Source organism: Streptomyces sp. NBC_00075 (assembly GCF_045041225.1).
Lineage (GTDB): Bacteria > Actinomycetota > Actinomycetes > Streptomycetales > Streptomycetaceae > Streptomyces > Streptomyces adonidis.
In genome coordinates this window covers 7,820,094-7,835,112 of the sequence record NZ_CP108243.1, presented here as the reverse complement: position 1 = coordinate 7,835,112, position 15,019 = coordinate 7,820,094, and the positions used below count along the sequence as shown (strand labels likewise).

12 protein-coding genes and 3 tRNA genes are annotated in these 15,019 nt (G+C 69.8%); 8 read left to right on the top strand and 7 right to left on the bottom strand.

Annotation, left to right across the window (positions count from 1 at the left end; translation table 11 throughout):
• Positions 1-69 precede the first annotated feature (69 nt).
• Complete coding sequence (locus tag OG787_RS34325) at positions 70-948, top strand: helix-turn-helix domain-containing protein (RefSeq protein ID WP_369034777.1); 879 nt, start codon at positions 70-72, stop codon at positions 946-948.
• Positions 949-1,026: 78 nt separating this feature from the next.
• On the opposite strand, the gene OG787_RS34320 is transcribed toward OG787_RS34325, so the two are convergent.
• Positions 1,027-1,440 carry an RlpA-like double-psi beta-barrel domain-containing protein gene (locus OG787_RS34320; RefSeq protein WP_369034776.1) on the bottom strand — a complete coding sequence of 138 codons (414 nt, stop codon included), beginning with the start codon at positions 1,438-1,440 and terminating at the stop codon, positions 1,027-1,029.
• Between OG787_RS34320 and OG787_RS34315 the strand changes: the two genes are divergently transcribed.
• Positions 1,427-1,795: a hypothetical protein gene (locus OG787_RS34315; RefSeq protein WP_369034775.1), complete on the top strand. Its 369-nt coding sequence runs from the start codon at positions 1,427-1,429 to the stop codon at positions 1,793-1,795. The two genes, OG787_RS34320 and OG787_RS34315, sit on opposite strands and share 14 nt — an antisense overlap.
• A gap of 162 nt (positions 1,796-1,957) precedes the next feature.
• Here OG787_RS34315 and OG787_RS34310 read toward each other — a convergent pair.
• The 3 genes from OG787_RS34310 to OG787_RS34300 form a co-directional block, all read right to left on the bottom strand.
• Positions 1,958-2,031: transfer RNA gene (locus OG787_RS34310), tRNA-Ile, on the bottom strand.
• A 167-nt stretch (positions 2,032-2,198) separates the two neighbouring features.
• Positions 2,199-2,271: transfer RNA gene (locus tag OG787_RS34305), tRNA-Asn, on the bottom strand.
• A 6-nt stretch (positions 2,272-2,277) separates the two neighbouring features.
• Positions 2,278-2,350, bottom strand: a tRNA-Asn gene (locus OG787_RS34300).
• Positions 2,351-2,538: 188 nt separating this feature from the next.
• On the opposite strand from OG787_RS34300, the gene OG787_RS34295 reads away from it, so the two are divergent.
• The 4 genes from OG787_RS34295 (at position 2,539) to OG787_RS34280 (ending at position 8,239) form a co-directional block, all read left to right on the top strand.
• A complete protein-coding gene (locus OG787_RS34295) occupies positions 2,539-2,844 on the top strand; it encodes a YtxH domain-containing protein (RefSeq protein ID WP_369034774.1) in 306 nt (101 codons plus the stop codon).
• A gap of 138 nt (positions 2,845-2,982) precedes the next feature.
• A complete protein-coding gene (locus OG787_RS34290; RefSeq protein WP_369034773.1) occupies positions 2,983-4,443 on the top strand; it encodes an FGGY family carbohydrate kinase in 1,461 nt (486 codons plus the stop codon).
• A 128-nt stretch (positions 4,444-4,571) separates the two neighbouring features.
• Positions 4,572-6,305, top strand: coding sequence for an ABC transporter ATP-binding protein (locus OG787_RS34285; protein WP_369034772.1), 1,734 nt, complete (start codon positions 4,572-4,574; stop codon positions 6,303-6,305).
• On the top strand, positions 6,305-8,239 hold the full coding sequence (locus OG787_RS34280; RefSeq protein WP_369034771.1) for an ABC transporter ATP-binding protein: 1,935 nt from the start codon (positions 6,305-6,307) through the stop codon (positions 8,237-8,239). The genes OG787_RS34285 and OG787_RS34280 overlap by 1 nt, the downstream gene beginning before the upstream one ends.
• 211 nt (positions 8,240-8,450) lie before the next feature.
• On the opposite strand, the gene OG787_RS34275 is transcribed toward OG787_RS34280, so the two are convergent.
• The gene (locus OG787_RS34275; RefSeq protein WP_369034770.1) at positions 8,451-9,815 is read right to left on the bottom strand and encodes an RNA polymerase sigma factor; all 1,365 of its coding nucleotides are present in this window, start codon (positions 9,813-9,815) and stop codon (positions 8,451-8,453) included.
• Positions 9,816-9,953: 138 nt separating this feature from the next.
• Between OG787_RS34275 and OG787_RS34270 the strand changes: the two genes are divergently transcribed.
• Both OG787_RS34270 and OG787_RS34265 read left to right on the top strand, forming a co-directional pair.
• The gene (locus tag OG787_RS34270; RefSeq protein WP_405537803.1) at positions 9,954-10,646 is read left to right on the top strand and encodes a hypothetical protein; all 693 of its coding nucleotides are present in this window, start codon (positions 9,954-9,956) and stop codon (positions 10,644-10,646) included.
• A complete protein-coding gene (locus OG787_RS34265; RefSeq protein WP_369034768.1) occupies positions 10,643-11,632 on the top strand; it encodes a nucleotidyl transferase AbiEii/AbiGii toxin family protein in 990 nt (329 codons plus the stop codon). Before OG787_RS34270 ends, OG787_RS34265 begins: the two co-directional genes overlap by 4 nt.
• Before the next feature lie 18 nt (positions 11,633-11,650).
• On the opposite strand, the gene dnaG is transcribed toward OG787_RS34265, so the two are convergent.
• Together dnaG and OG787_RS34255 are read right to left on the bottom strand one after the other, a co-directional pair.
• The gene (gene dnaG, locus OG787_RS34260; RefSeq protein WP_369034767.1) at positions 11,651-13,561 is read right to left on the bottom strand and encodes a DNA primase; all 1,911 of its coding nucleotides are present in this window, start codon (positions 13,559-13,561) and stop codon (positions 11,651-11,653) included.
• 47 nt (positions 13,562-13,608) lie between these two features.
• Positions 13,609-14,874: an NAD(P)/FAD-dependent oxidoreductase gene (locus tag OG787_RS34255; protein WP_405537802.1), complete on the bottom strand. Its 1,266-nt coding sequence runs from the start codon at positions 14,872-14,874 to the stop codon at positions 13,609-13,611.
• Positions 14,875-15,019 lie beyond the last annotated feature (145 nt).

Sequence of the window (15,019 nt, the reverse complement as noted above, 5' to 3'; positions counted from 1 at the left end):
CGTTGCCCGTGGCCCCGTCGTGCGCCGGTGTCGCCGTGCGCGAGTTCCCACTCCCAGGAGATGCGCGCGATGACACCTGCCCGCGACGAACCTTCGGAGCCGCCCCCGGCGCGGGAGCACCCGGCCCCGTGGCGGGCGCTGAGCGTGGCCCGGAGGATCGTGACGCCGGGGGTCGTCGAGTGGGAGCAGCCGCCCTCGGACCGGTTCCGGATCGTCGCGCATCTGCGGGGTACCGCCCGGTTCGAGGCGGACACCGGTGACGGCCGGTGGCGTTCGGCGTCGTGTGCGCCCGGCGACGCCTGCCTGGTTCCTCCCGGACGCCGCGTCAGGCTGCGCTCCCGGCTGCTCGGACCGGGCCCCCTGGAAACGGTGCACGTCCTCCTGCCAGCGGACGTCTTCGAACGCCATACGGCCGAGGTGCCCGACAGCCCGCCCGCCGATCTCCAGTCCCTGGAGCGGCTGGCGGAACAGGATCCGCTGATCACCTCCATGGCCGCCGCACTGCTCCGGGCCCGCGACGCCGGAGCCGGGCAGCTCTACGCCGACTCCGCCGCGGAGTATCTCGCGGCACACCTCCTCGCACCGCCGCACAGCGGACCCGCCGAGCCCCATGCCCTCGGTACCCGGCAGATGGACACGGTCACCGCGTACATGCGGGCCCATCTCCACGACCGTATCGGCCTGGACGACCTGGCCCGGGAGGTAGCGATGAGCCGGTTCCACTTCCTGCGTCTGTTCTCCGCGGCGACCGGGCAGACACCCCATCAGTTCCTCACCGGACTGCGGATCGAGGCCGCGCGCCGGCTGCTGGAAGCCGGTGACGAACCGGTGGGCAGGATCGGACTGTTGTGCGGGTTCAGTACGGCCAGCCACTTCACCACCGTGTTCCGCCGGTACGTCGGTCGTACGCCCACGGACTACCGGCGGCTTCGGCGCGGACCCGGGTGAACAACGGGACAGGCCCGGTCGGGGGGGGGTGTCACCCGACCGGGCCTGCAAGATGGAACGGCTCAATGGATCAATGGATCAGATGTAGTCGGCCCAGTAGGTGCTGAACCTGCCGACGCCGAGGTCGGCGATCACACCGAACGCGGCGGGGCTGAGGTCCACGTCGTACGCCGCGCACTGCGCGCACCTGTCGACGATCTGTGCCCACGTGGCCTTCCCCGTCGGACCGTAGACGACCACGTACTTGCCGCACACAGGGGAGTTGTTGGGGTTGGGGTAGCTGCCGTACATCTGCGGCGAGACCGCCGCCACCAGCTCGTTGTCACCGTGCCACTGACCGCACGCCCCGACACCGGCGCTCGGGTTGTACCAGGTGATGCTCCCGTAGTGCCAGGTCTCGGCGGAGGCGGGGGAGGCACCCAACGCGGTGGTGACGGCGACGCCGGCGGTAACCGCGCCGACCGTCAGAGAGCGCCGGGTGGCGCTCTTCATGGCTTTGACGGACTCCATGATTCTGGACACGTTCCAACTCCAGGGGAGAGAAGGCGAGTTCGCGAAGTCCGGATCCGGGACTGTGCACTTGCTGTGGCCAGCGCAGACAATACGCAGTTTCTGCGCGGGAACCCTGTCGCAAAATTGCGGTCAGCTGTCGGGAAGTTGCGGCATTCCCGATGCGCACAACCGCCCTGCACGACTGCCGAGCGGCAACGCCTCGAACCACCACCAGACCGGACAAACCCTCGAACATGCCCGATGCCCCATGCCCACGATCGGCACCCTCACCGGCGTGACCGACGCCGCGACGGGCGCCGCCGCCCGGGTCAGCGCCGCCGAGCGGCGCCCTTGAACAGGGGCTCGTCGAACCGATCGGCCCCGACGCCCCGCGCATCCTGACCCGCACCCCATGGAGCCGGCCAACGATCACCGAAGACGAAAAAGGCCCCTCGTCTCCCGAGGGGCTGACCACCCGTCCACAGGTGAAAACGTTCCTGCGCCAGTGACACCGAGGTGGGGCGGGTGGGACTCGAACCCACGGCCGACGGATTATGAGTCCGCTGCTCTAACCGGCTGAGCTACCGCCCCATTACGGCGCGTCGCGCACATTTGTGCGCGCCGTCTGCCGCAGCATAGCCGCTCATACGATCTCCTGCTTCGGATGGTCGACTTCGCATGACCATGAGGACCCTGACGCGGCTCGCGCGGTTCCCCCGGACATGAAAAAGGACCCCAACGGGGTCCTCGTTCAGGTGCTCTCCCGACTGGACTCGAACCAGTAACCTGCCGGTTAACAGCCGGCTGCTCTGCCAATTGAGCTACGGAAGACCGAAGCTCCCCCGACTGGACTCGAACCAGTAACCTGCCGGTTAACAGCCGGCTGCTCTGCCAATTGAGCTACGGAGGATTGCCTCGTTGCATCGAACGTACCTCCCTGGGTATTCGCCAGGGGGCGTGTGCTCGCTGCGACACATACATTAGCGCAAGCAGGGGGGTGCTCCGCCAATCGGTTCCCCGCGGCGCACACCCCTCGCCCGTCGTCAGCCACTCGTCTCACTCGCCTCACTCGACACTCGTCAAGGAAAGGTGGCCGTCATGCGCTACCGGCTCACGTTCGTCGCCGGACTGGCCCTGGGTTACGTGCTGGGCACACGGGCCGGGCGCGAGCGCTACGAGCAGTTGAAGAAATCCGCCCGTCAGTTCGCCCAGAACCCGGCCGTCCGCAACACCGCCGAGTCGGCCGCGCTACAGGGGCGGGAGTTCGCCGGCAAGGCGTTCCACACCGTGAGCGAGAAGGTCGGCGACCGGGTGCCCGACTCCGTGGCCGACCGGGTGCGCTCCCTGCGTGAGCGCAACGCCACGGGAGGTGGCGAGGACGACTGGGGCACCAGTAACACCTGAGCCACCCGGGTCCAGAGTGTCGGCATCGCCACATCTGGCGCGTCCGCACGCCCCCTGGACACCGACAACGCACAGCTTGTCCCTAACGGAACGGCGACCCGGCGCGTTCACCTCTCCGCGTACGGCAGAATTTTCGCCATGGGGATAGTCGCCGGGTTGGACAGTTCGCCCGATTTCACTCGTATCGTCGTCTGCGACGCGGACACGGGGTCCGTGCTGCGGCAGGGCTATGCGCCGCACCCGATGGAAGGCGCCGAGAGTGGGGGCGGCGGGCGGCCGTCGGATGTCGATCCGCAGGCCTGGCTGCTCTCCCTCGGTGAGGCCGCCGGCGGGGGGCTGCTCGAAGGCGTCGAGTGCATCGGGGTGTCCGCGCAGCAGAACGCACTCGTGCCGGTCGACGCGCAGGGCAACACCGTACGACCGGCCATGGTCGGTGGGGACAAGCGGGCGCAGGTCGCGGCGGCCGATCTGATCGACGCGCTCGGTGGGCGGGAGGCGTGGGCGCAGGCCGTGGGGTGTGTGCCGCAGGCCGCGCAGCCGGTGACCAAGCTGCGCTGGCTGGCCCGCAACGAGCCGGAGGCCGCCCAGCGGACCGCCGTGCTGATGCAGGCCCATGACTGGCTGGTGTGGCAGCTCCTCGGGCGGCCGGTGCGCCGGACCACCGATCGGGGCGGGGCTTCCGGCACCGGGTACTGGTCCGCCGCCATGGGTACCTACCGCGGTGATCTCGTCGAACTCGCGCTCGGGCGGCAGGCCATGCTGCCCGAGGTGCTCGGTCCGTCCGACGCCGCCGGCCGGACGCCCGAGGGGCTGCTCATCTCCGCCGGGACCGGGGAGACCATGGCCGCCGCCTTCGGGCTCGGCCTTGGGCTCGGGGATGTCGTGGTGTCGCTCGGGGCCTCCGGGTCCGTGATGGCCGTACACCCCGAGGCGCTCTTCGACTCGACCGGGATGATCACCTCGCTGGCCGACGCGACCGGGCTGCATCTGCCCGTCGTCACGACGCTCAATGCCGTACGGACCTTGCGCGGGACCGCCGAGTTGTTGGGGCTCGGGGATCTGGAGAGTCTGTCCGATCTTGCGATGAAGTCGACTCCCGGCGCTCATGGGCTGGTCATGCTGCCCTATCTGGAGGGTGAGCGGACGCCGAGTCTGCCGCACACCGCCGGGACGCTCGCCGGGCTGCGGCGGGAGTCCATGAAGGCCGAGCATCTGGCGCGGGCCGCCTTCGAGGGGATGCTGTGCGGGCTCGCGGACGCCTTGGACGTGCTGCGGGGGCGGGGGGTGGACGTACAGCGTGTCTTCCTGCTCGGGTCCGCCGCCGAGTTGCCCGCCGTACAGGCCGCGGCGCCGATGCTGTTCGGGGCGCAGGTCGTCGTACCGCAGCCCGCCGACTACGCGGCCATCGGTGCCGCGCGGCAGGCCGCCTGGGCGCTCGGGGTGACGCAGGGCACGCTCGACCCGCGTACCCCGCCGGCCTGGCAGGGGGCCACCGCGCAGGTGCTGGAGCCCGGTGAGGAGCTGGCGGTGGGGCAGGCGGTGCGGCAGCAGTACGTGTCCGTGCGGGAGCAGACACATCCCGGGGCGTTTCGTAGCTGACCCGCCAAAAAATGTCCTGCCGTTGGATTAATCGGTTGAAGTAACACGGGTGGAGTGTTCGACGATGGGGGCGTGGGGCACTCCCCATCGTCCGTCACGGACAAACCGCCGACTCCGAGAGATTCAGCGTGCTCATACGACTTCTCCGCACTTACCTACAGCCGTACAGGAAACCCATCGGCCTGCTCGTGCTGCTCCAGCTCCTTCAGACCTGCGCCACCCTCTATCTGCCCACGCTCAACGCGGACATCATCGACGACGGTGTGGTCAAGGGCGACACGGACCGCATCCTGGCCCTCGGCTCCCTGATGATCGGCATCTCGCTGGTGCAGGTCGTCTGCAACATCGGTGCCGTGTACTACGGCGCCCGTACGGCCTCGGCGCTCGGCCGGGACGTACGCACGGCCGTCTTCGACCGGGTGCAGTCGTTCTCGGCGCGCGAGGTCGGACAGTTCGGCGCGCCCTCGCTGATCACCCGTACGACCAATGACGTCCAGCAGGTGCAGATGCTCGTGCTGATGACGTTCACGCTGATGGCGTCGGCGCCGATCATGTGCGTGGGCGGCATCGTGCTCGCGCTGGGCCTGGATGTGCCGCTGTCGGGCGTGCTGATCGCCGTCGTACCGGTGCTGGGCATCTGTGTGACGCTGATCGTGCGGCGGCTGCGGCCGATGTTCCGGTCGATGCAGGTGCGGCTCGACACCGTCAACCGGGTGCTGCGCGAGCAGATCACCGGCAACCGGGTGATCCGGGCCTTCGTACGGGACGAGTACGAGAAGGACCGGTTCCGGAAGGCCAACCACGAGCTGACCGAGGTGTCGCTGGGCACCGGGCGGCTGCTCGCGCTGATGTTCCCGATCGTCATGACCGTCGTCAACATCTCGTCGATCGCGGTGGTGTGGTTCGGCGCGCATCGCATCGACAGCGGCGGGATGGAGATCGGCGCGCTGACCGCGTTCCTCGCCTATCTGATGCAGATCGTCATGTCCGTGATGATGGCCACCTTCATGTTCATGATGGTGCCGCGCGCGGAGGTGTGCGCCGAGCGCATCCAGGAGGTTCTCGGTACGTCGTCCAGTGTCGTACCGCCGGTCGACCCGGTGGTGGAGCTGCGGCGGCACGGGCATCTGGAGATCCGGGGCGCCGGGTTCCGCTATCCGGGCGCCGAGGAGCCGGTGCTGCGGGCCGTCGACCTGGTGGCGCGGCCCGGTGAGGTGACCGCGGTGATCGGGTCCACGGGGAGCGGGAAGTCGACGCTGCTGGGGCTGGTCCCCCGGCTGTTCGACGCGACCGACGGGGAGGTGCTCGTCGACGGCGTGGACGTGGCGACCGTGGAGCCGAGACTGCTGGCGCGGACGGTGGGGCTGGTGCCGCAGAAGCCGTATCTGTTCGCGGGGACCGTGGCGACCAATCTGCGGTACGGAAATCCGGACGCCACGGACGAGGAACTGTGGCGCGCGCTGGAGGTGGCGCAGGGCAAGGGGTTCGTCGAGCGGCTGGAGGGCCGGCTCGACGCGCCGATCGCGCAGGGCGGTACGAACGTGTCGGGCGGCCAGCGACAACGGCTCGCCATCGCCCGGACCCTGGTCCAGCGGCCCGAGATCTACCTCTTCGACGACTCGTTCTCCGCGCTCGACTACGCCACGGACGCGGCCCTGCGGACGGCGCTCGCGCGCGAGACCGCCGAGGCGACCGTCGTGATCGTCGCGCAGCGGGTGTCCACGATCAGGGAGGCGGACCGGATCATCGTCCTCGACGAGGGCCGGGTCGTCGGCACCGGCCGCCATCACGAGCTGATGGCGGGCAACGAGACCTACCGCGAGATCGTCCTGTCCCAGCTCACGGAAGCGGAGGCCGCCTGATGGCCGGGCCCATGGGGCGCATGATGGCGGGCACCGGACCCGACCACCACTCACTGGACTTCAAGGAGTCGGGCAAACGACTCCTCGCCCAGTTCAGGCCCGAACGGGCCACGATGTACGTGATGCTGCTCGCGGTGTTCGTGAGCGTGGGCCTGTCGGTGGTGGGCCCGAAGATCCTGGGGCGGGCGACCGACCTGGTCTTCGCCGGCATCATCGGACGGCAGTTCGACAGCGGGAGCACGAAGGCCGAGGTTCTCGCCGGGATGCGGGAACGCGGCGAGGGCGGCGCGGCCGACATGCTCTCCGGTACGGACTTCACCCCGGGCAAGGGCATCGACTTCGGTGCGGTGGGTGAGGTGCTGGGGCTGGCCCTGGTGGTGTTCCTCTTCTCCGGGCTGCTGATGCTGGTGGCCACCCGGCTGGTGAACCGGGCGGTCAACCGGACCGTGTCCCGGATGCGCGCGGACCTCCAGGAGAAGCTGTCGCGGCTGCCGCTGTCGTACTTCGACAAGCGCCAGCGCGGCGAGGTGCTGTCGCGGGCGACGAACGACATCGACAACATCGGGCAGACGCTCCAGCAGTCGCTGGGCCAGCTCATCAACTCGCTGCTGACGATCGTCGGCGTACTGGCGATGATGTTCTGGGTGTCGTGGCTGCTGGCACTGGTCGCGCTGGTGACCGTACCGCTGTCGTTCTACGTCGCCACGCGCATCGGCAAGCGGTCGCAGCCGCACTTCGTGCAGCAGTGGCGGACCACCGGCAAGCTGAACGCCCACATCGAGGAGATGTACACCGGGCACACCCTGGTGAAGGTGTTCGGACGCCAGGACGAGTCGGCGCAGCAGTTCGCGGAGCAGAACGACGCGTTGTACGAGGCCGGGTTCAAGGCCCAGTTCAACAGTGGGGTCATGCAGCCGCTGATGTTCTTCGTGTCGAACCTCAACTACGTGCTGGTGGCCGTGGTGGGTGGGTTGCGGGTCGCTTCGGGCGCGTTGTCGATCGGTGATGTGCAGGCTTTCATCCAGTACTCGCGCCAGTTCTCGATGCCGCTGACGCAGGTCGCGTCGATGGCGAACCTGGTGCAGTCCGGGGTGGCCTCGGCCGAGCGGGTCTTCGAGGTGCTGGACGCGGAGGAGCAGGAGGCCGATCCGGTGCCGGGGGTGCGGCCGGAGGAGCTGCGGGGGCTGGTCGCGCTGGAGCATGTGTCGTTCCGGTACGACCCGGAGAAGCCGCTGATCGAGGATCTGTCGCTGGCGGTGGAGCCGGGGCACACGGTGGCGATCGTCGGGCCCACGGGGGCCGGCAAGACGACCCTGGTGAACCTGCTGATGCGGTTCTACGAGGTGTCCGGCGGCCGGATCACCCTCGACGGGGTGGACATCGCGGCCATGTCCCGGGAGGAACTCCGGGCCGGGATAGGGATGGTGCTCCAGGACACCTGGCTGTTCGGCGGGACCATCGCGGAGAACATCGCGTACGGGGCCGCGCGGGAGCGTGAGGTGACGCGCGGGGAGATCGAGGAGGCGGCGCGGGCGGCGCACGCGGATCGGTTCATCCGGACGTTGCCGGACGGGTACGACACGGTGATCGACGACGAGGGGACGGGGGTCAGCGCGGGTGAGAAGCAGTTGATCACCATCGCGCGGGCGTTCCTGTCGGATCCGGTGATTCTGGTGCTGGACGAGGCGACGAGTTCGGTGGACACGCGGACGGAGGTGCTGATCCAGAAGGCGATGGCGAAGCTCGCGCATGGGCGGACGTCGTTCGTGATCGCGCATCGGCTGTCGACGATTCGGGATGCGGACACGATTCTGGTGATGGAGAACGGGGCGATCGTGGAGCAGGGGGCGCACGGGGAGTTGTTGGGGGCGGACGGGGCTTATGCGCGGCTGTACAAGGCGCAGTTCGCGGAGGCGGTGGCTGAGGTGGATTAGGGGTTTTCTCGCCCCCGCCGCCCCTACCCGTCCCATCCCTGGGGGCTGCGCCCCCAGACCCCCCTTTGTCCTCAAACGCCGGACGGGCTGGATATCCAGCCCGTCCGGCGTTTGAGGACAAGGCCCCTTCAGGGCCGTAGCGGGGGTTCGGGGGCGGCAGCCCCCGAGGGATGGGAACGGGTAGGGGCGGCGGGGGCGAGGAAAGTGGGGCTCAGTCCAAGTAGCCGCGTAGTTGGTCCGCGAAGGCGTGGTCCCTCAGTTTGTTCAGGGTCTTGGACTCGATCTGGCGGATGCGCTCCCGTGTGACGCCGAAGATGCGGCCGATCTCCTCCAGCGTGCGCGGACGCCCGTCCGCCAGGCCGTACCGGAGCTGAACGACCTTTCGCTCCCGCTCCCCCAGCGTCGACAGCACCGCCTCCAGGTGCTCCCGCAGCAGCAGGAACGCCGCCGACTCCACCGGCGACGCCGCGTCGCCGTCCTCGATGAGGTCGCCCAGCGCGACGTCGTCCTCCTCGCCCACCGGTGCGTGCAGCGACACCGGTTCCTGGGCGAGCCGCAGCACCTCGCTGACGCGCTCGGGGAGAAGGTCCAGGTGGGCGGCCACCTCCTCCGGCGTCGGCTCGTAGCCTCGCTCCTGGAGCATCCGGCGCTGCACCCGGACGACCCGGTTGATCAGTTCGACCACGTGTACGGGGACACGGATCGTACGGGCCTGGTCGGCGAGGGCGCGGGACATGGCCTGGCGGATCCACCAGGTCGCGTACGTCGAGAACTTGTAGCCGCGTGCGTAGTCGAACTTCTCGACCGCGCGGATCAGGCCCAGGTTTCCCTCCTGGACGAGGTCGAGCATCGTCAGCCCACGGCCCACGTACCGTTTCGCCACCGACACCACCAGGCGCAGGTTGGCCTCGATCAGCCGGCGCTTGGCCATCCGGCCCATGACGACCAGCTTGTCCAGGTCGAGGGCCAACTGACTGTCCAGGTCGGAGGCGAGACGCAGTTTCTCCTCGGCGAACAGACCGGCCTCGACCCGGCGGGCGAGTTCGACCTCCTCGGCGGCGGTGAGCAGCGGGATACGGCCGATCTCCCGCAGGTACTGGCGGAACAGGTCGGAGGAGGGACCGCTGGTGTCGGCGCGGGCGGGGGCACGAACCGGCTCGATCACCTCGACCGGTTCGATCACCTCGATCTGCTCGGCCGGCTCGATCTGGTCGATCGGTTCCGCGGTCTCGACCGCGTCCACCGCGTCGGCCGAAGGACCGTCCGGTTCGGGCGGGCTCTCGGGGTGGTGCGCGACACGGCTCTGCGGAGGTACGGCCGCGATGACGTCGGTGACGTCCGCGATCTCGGTCTCGGCGTCGGGCTCCGTGACCGCGGTACTGCTGTCGGTCTGGGTGAGGGTCTGGGTCTGCACGGGGGCGACCTCCAGGATGATCGCTGCTGAGGCGTACGGCAGCGGTACTCGGGGGGCGGAGTGGGCGGCCTCGCCGCTGTCCGTCCCGTACGCGTTGAGCGGAACCGCGGGGGTGTCGGACCCGTTGTGGACGGGTCGGCCGCGCTCCGAGGACTCAGGCACCGGAACCCAGTGTGGAGTACGACACATCGCCGCCACGAGGGGCGTGCGACCACTTTTTGGGTCCGGTCCGTGACCACGCGGTTACCGTCGCAGCAAATCCGAGTGCTTGTTCGGGGTCCGACCTGGCACGATCGGCGCGTGTCCGGTTCACTCCACTCGACTCACGTCTACGAAACGCATGTCACCGTCCGCTGCGAAAGCGCTGCCGAGGCGGAACGGCTGGGCCGCTGGGCGACCGCGGCGGGGCTCAAGTTGACGCACATCGTCCTTGCCCGTGGCCGGATGACGACCCAGCCGATGCTCACCCTGTCGGGTTCCCCGTCGTACGCCGACGAATCGGCGCGGGCGCGTGAAGTCGCCGCGCGGCTGCGCGCGGGCGGGTTCGATCCGGTGCGCGTCAAGATCGAGTCGTCGCCGTGGGCTCCCGAGGTGCCGAGTGAACCCTGCCCGGATGAGCGGTACTTCGAGCATCACGTGAAGCTGCGGCTGCCCTTGGACGCGGATCTCGACGCTCTGGCGGCGCGGGTCGTCCCGTACGGCGCGCATCTTTCGTGGAACGCCCGCCGGGTGGCGCGGGGCGGGCGGTGGACCGAGCGGTTCGTGACTCAGCGGTGCCGGGGAGTGGACGCCGCCGGCGCGGGGCGGGTGCTGGAACAGCTGCTGACGGAGCTGCGTGGGCTGGAAGTGGTGGGCGTGGAGCGGGAGTTCGTGCTGTACGACAGTGACCTGTCCGTCGACGACGGATGGATCGACGGATGGGTCGACGGATGGGTCGAGGGCAGCGGAGGCGTGGTCGTGGCTGCGGCGCGGGTGCGGGAGGTGCGGGGATGAGGAACAAGTGGACCTGGCGAAGGCGGGTCGTGGCAGGCCTCGACGCGCCCAAGGACACCCTGGACGACAGGACCCGGGAGGCTCAGGGGCTGCCCCGGACGCTGCGTACCGTGCCGGGTGAGGACGTCGTGCAGCGGCTGATCTTCGAACCGGCGCTGAAGCAGCACGACAACGCCTTCCGGGCGGCCGACCCGGGCTTCGCCGATCCGGCGCGGGGCGAGGACTGGCGGGTCGCGCGGCGCCGGGCGCTGGAGCTGGTGCTCGACGCGGTCGCGGGGTCCGAGTGGGCCGAGTCGCTGGTGCTGCGCGGGAGCGTACTGATGGCGGCGTGGTTCGGTGAGGCCGCCCGCGAGCCCGGTGACCTGGACTTCGTCGTCGTACCGCCCACCCTGTCGATCGACGACCCACGTGCGGGGCGGATGCTCGCCGGGATCGCGGCGGCCGCCGAGGCCCGGGGCGACGGCGAGGTGGGGTTCTGCGCGCGCGACGCGGTGGTCGAGGACATCTGGACCTACGACCGGGTGCCGGGCCGCCGTATGGTGCTGCCCTGGTCCGCGCCGGGGCTGCCCGGCGGCCATGTGCAGCTGGACTTCGTCTTCAACGAGCGGCTCGCCGAGCCGCCGGTGCCGGTGGAGCTGCCGGGCGGCGCACCGGTGTGGGCGGCGACGCCCGCGCTGTCGCTGGCCTGGAAGCTGATGTGGCTGATCAACGACATGTACGCGCAGGGCAAGGACCTGTACGACGCCGTGCTCCTGGCCGAGCGGTATCCACTCCCCCACGAACTGCTGGACGAGGTGTTCCGGATCTCGGGCGAGTGGCCCTGTCCGGGCTGCGAGCGGATCCGGCTGGCGGACGTGGTGGAGGCGGTGGGGTACGTCGAGTGGCATCACTTCGTCATGGAGTACCCGCAACTCGCGGACAGGGAGCGGGAGTTCACGGACCGGTTGATACGGGCGGTGACGCCGACGTTCGACGGGCGGGAGTGACGGCAGGCGCGGTGGCGGTCAGAGTGCCGCCGCTCCCTGGTTCTGGAGTGCCAGGTCGTACTGCTGGAGCACCCACAACTCGTTCTGCACGGCGGCCAGTTGGGCCGGGTCCCCCTGGGTGGTCAGGCGGGCGTGGGTGCCCTGGACCTCGTGGATACGGCGTCCCACCGCTCTGCGGCGGACGGTGACCAGCACATCGCCGGCGTACACGTCGTCGACCGTCCGGCGCATGATCGCCTCCACCGCCAGCTCCGTCACCATGGAGCGGACCGTGTTGTCCGGGGCCACCTCGCGGACCCGGACCAGATACTCCTGGGGGTCCTGGACGCCGTACTCCGCGCCGCCCGCTTCCATGATCGCCTGGCGTACGGCCGCGTAGGGGGCGGCCGTGAACTCGTCGATGCCGTAGGCGTCGAAGGCCGGGGAGACCAGGTCCGGGCGCTGGAGGGCCAGTTTGAGGAGTTCGCGTTCCGTGGCGTAGACCGGGTTGCGGAGGTTCAGGGCCGGGCCCGGGGGGCCGCCCGGGCGCGTTGTCTGCTCGTACGGCTGCTGCTGGTGCTGCCCGCCTGCGGGGGCCGGGCCCTTGCCGCCGCGGTCCTTGGCCCAACGGGCCAGCTGCGCCACCCTCTTGACCACGAACTGGGTGTCCAGGATGCCGAGCATGCCCGCGAGCTGGACCGCGACCTCGTGCTGGGCGCCGCTGTTCTTGATGCGGGCCACGATCGGGGCCGCCTCGTCCAGCGCCGACGCGCGGCCCGCCGGGGTTTCCAGGTCGTAGCGGGCGGCGATCTGGCGCAGGGCGAACTCGAAGAGCGGGGTGCGGGGTTCGGCGAGGTCGGCGACGGCCTGGTCGCCCTTCGCGAGGCGCAGGTCGCAGGGGTCCATGCCGTCGGGTGCGATCGCGATGTAGGTCTCGGCGGCGAACTTCTGGTCGTCCTCGAAGGCGCGCAGGGCCGCCTTCTGGCCGGCCGCGTCGCCGTCGAAGGTGAAGATCACCCGGGCCGAGCCGTTGTCCATCAACAGCCTGCGGAGGATCTTGATGTGCTCCGTGCCGAAGGCCGTGCCGCAGGTCGCGATCGCCGTCGTGACGCCGGCCAGGTGGCAGGCCATGACGTCCGTGTAGCCCTCGACGACGACCGCGCGGCTGGCCTTCGCGATGTCCTTCTTGGCGAGGTCGATGCCGTACAGGACCTGGGACTTGCGGTAGATCGCCGTGTCGGGGGTGTTCAGGTACTTGGGGCCCGTGTCCGCCTCGTACAGCTTCCGTGCGCCGAAGCCGACGACCTCGCCGCCGATGTCGCGGATCGGCCACATCAGACGGCCCCGGAAGCGGTCGATGGGGCCCCGGCGGCCTTCCTGGGAGAGGCCGGAGAGGACGAGTTCCTTGTCGGAGAAGCCCTTGCCGCGGAGGTAGCGGGTGAGGTGGTCCCAGCCCTGGGGGCTGTAGCCGACGGAGAAGTGTTCGGCGGCCGACTGGTCGAAGCCGCGTTCCGCGAGGAACTTGCGGCCCGCGTCCGCCTCGGAGGTCGTGGCCAGCTGTTCCATGTACCACTGGGCCGCGATCTTGTGGGCCTCCACCAGCCGGATGCGTTCGCCGCGCTGGTTGGCCGGGTTGTAGCCGCCCTCCTCGTAGCGCAGGGTGATGCCGGCCTGGGCGGCCAGTCGCTCGACCGACTCGGAGAAGGAGAGGTGGTCGACCTTCATCACGAACGTGATGGTGTCGCCGCCTTCCTGGCAGCCGAAGCAGTGGAAGAGTCCCTTGCTCGGGCTGACCTGGAAGGACGGTGACTTCTCGTCGTGGAAGGGGCACAGGCCCTTGAGGTTGCCGCCGCCCGCGTTGCGCAGCTGGAGGTACTCGGACACCACGGCGTCGATCGGGACCGCGTCCCGAACCGCCTTCACGTCCTCGTCGTTGATCCTTCCGGCCACGCAGTGATTCTACGGGGGTCCACCGACAGTCCCGTGCCCCGGCGTCGCTACGGGACGAGGCTGTCCAGCGGTACGTGCGGGTCCGCGAGGGCCTCCGTGTCCACCTGGGACCGGGAGCGGATGAGCTGCTGGACGGTCTCTGTGACGTCCCACACGTTCACGTTCATCCCGGCCAGCACCCTGCCCTCCTTCACCCAGAAGGCGATGAACTCACGCTTGCCCGCGTCTCCCCGGATCACCACCTGGTCGTACGAGCCCGGGGGCGCCCAGCCCGAGTACTCCATGCCCATGTCGTACTGGTCGGAGAAGAAATACGGCACGCGGTCGTACGTCGACTCGCGGCCCAGCATCGCGCGGGCCGCCGCCGGGCCGCCGTTGAGGGCGTTGGCCCAGTGTTCGACGCGCAGCCTGGTGTCGAAGAGGGCGTGGTGGAAGGCGGCCACGTCACCGGCCGCGTAGATGTCGGGGTCGGAGGTGCGCAGGCGTTCGTCGACCGCGATGCCGCCGCCGTGGGCGCGCTCGGCGAGGGTCAGGCCCGCCGCCTCCGCCAGTGCCGTGCGCGGGGCGGCGCCGATGGCCGCCAGGACGTCGTGGGCCGGGTGCTCCTCGCCGTCGTCCGTACGGGCCGCGAGGACCATGCCGTCCTGGCCGACGATCTCCGTGAGCCGGGCGCCGAAGTGGAAGCGGACGCCGTGCTCGCGGTGCAGCTCGGCGAAGAGGTTGCCCAGCTCGGGGCCGAGCACCGAGTGCAGCGGCGTCGATTCCGGTTCCACGACGGTCACCTCGGCGCCGTACTCGCGCGCCGCCGCCGCGACCTCCAGGCCGATCCAGCCGGCGCCGGCGATCACGATGTGGCCGTTGTCGCGGCCCAGGGCCGCCAGGACGCCCTTGAGGCGCTCGGCGTGCGCGAGGCGGCGCAGGTGGTGGACGCCTGCCAGACCGGTGCCCGGGATGTCGAGGCGGCGCGGCTCGGCGCCGGTGGCGATGAGCAGTTTGTCGTAGTGGACAAGGGTGCCGTCGTCGCCGAAGCGGACCGTCTTCGCCGTACGGTCGATGGCGTCGACGGTCTGGCCGAGGTGGAGTTCGATGTCGTTGCGCGCGTACCAGGCGGGTTCGTGGACGAAGACGCTGTCGCGCTCCTCCTTGCCGAGGAGGTAGCCCTTGGAGAGCGGGGGCCGCTCGTACGGGTGGTCACGTTCGTCGCAGATCAGTATCACGCGGCCGGTGAAGCCCTCCGTCCGGAGCGTCTCGGCCGCTTTGGCGCCGGCCAGTCCGCCTCCGATGATGACGAATGTCTGATCCGCGTCGACCACTTGATGCCTCCTCGTAAAGATGCCGCCACATGGGAGCCTCCCGCACGGAGCGTGATGGGGGAAGAGGGAGTGGGCCGATCAGACCCACGGAGGGTCACATTCGGGCATGTCACGCGTGCCGGGCGGGAGGTCCCGCGCACACGGG

Bases quoted from the DNA above. Each gene is read 5' to 3' on its own strand.
- OG787_RS34325 (WP_369034777.1), top strand. From the start codon at position 70: ATGACACCTGCCCGCGACGAACCTTCGGAGCCGCCCCCGGCGCGGGAG.
- OG787_RS34320 (WP_369034776.1), bottom strand. From the start codon at position 1,440: ATGAAGAGCGCCACCCGGCGCTCTCTGACGGTCGGCGCGGTTACCGCC.
- OG787_RS34295 (WP_369034774.1), top strand. From the start codon at position 2,539: ATGCGCTACCGGCTCACGTTCGTCGCCGGACTGGCCCTGGGTTACGTG.
- OG787_RS34290 (WP_369034773.1), top strand. From the start codon at position 2,983: ATGGGGATAGTCGCCGGGTTGGACAGTTCGCCCGATTTCACTCGTATC.
- OG787_RS34280 (WP_369034771.1), top strand. From the start codon at position 6,305: ATGGCCGGGCCCATGGGGCGCATGATGGCGGGCACCGGACCCGACCAC.
- OG787_RS34265 (WP_369034768.1), top strand. From the start codon at position 10,643: ATGAGGAACAAGTGGACCTGGCGAAGGCGGGTCGTGGCAGGCCTCGAC.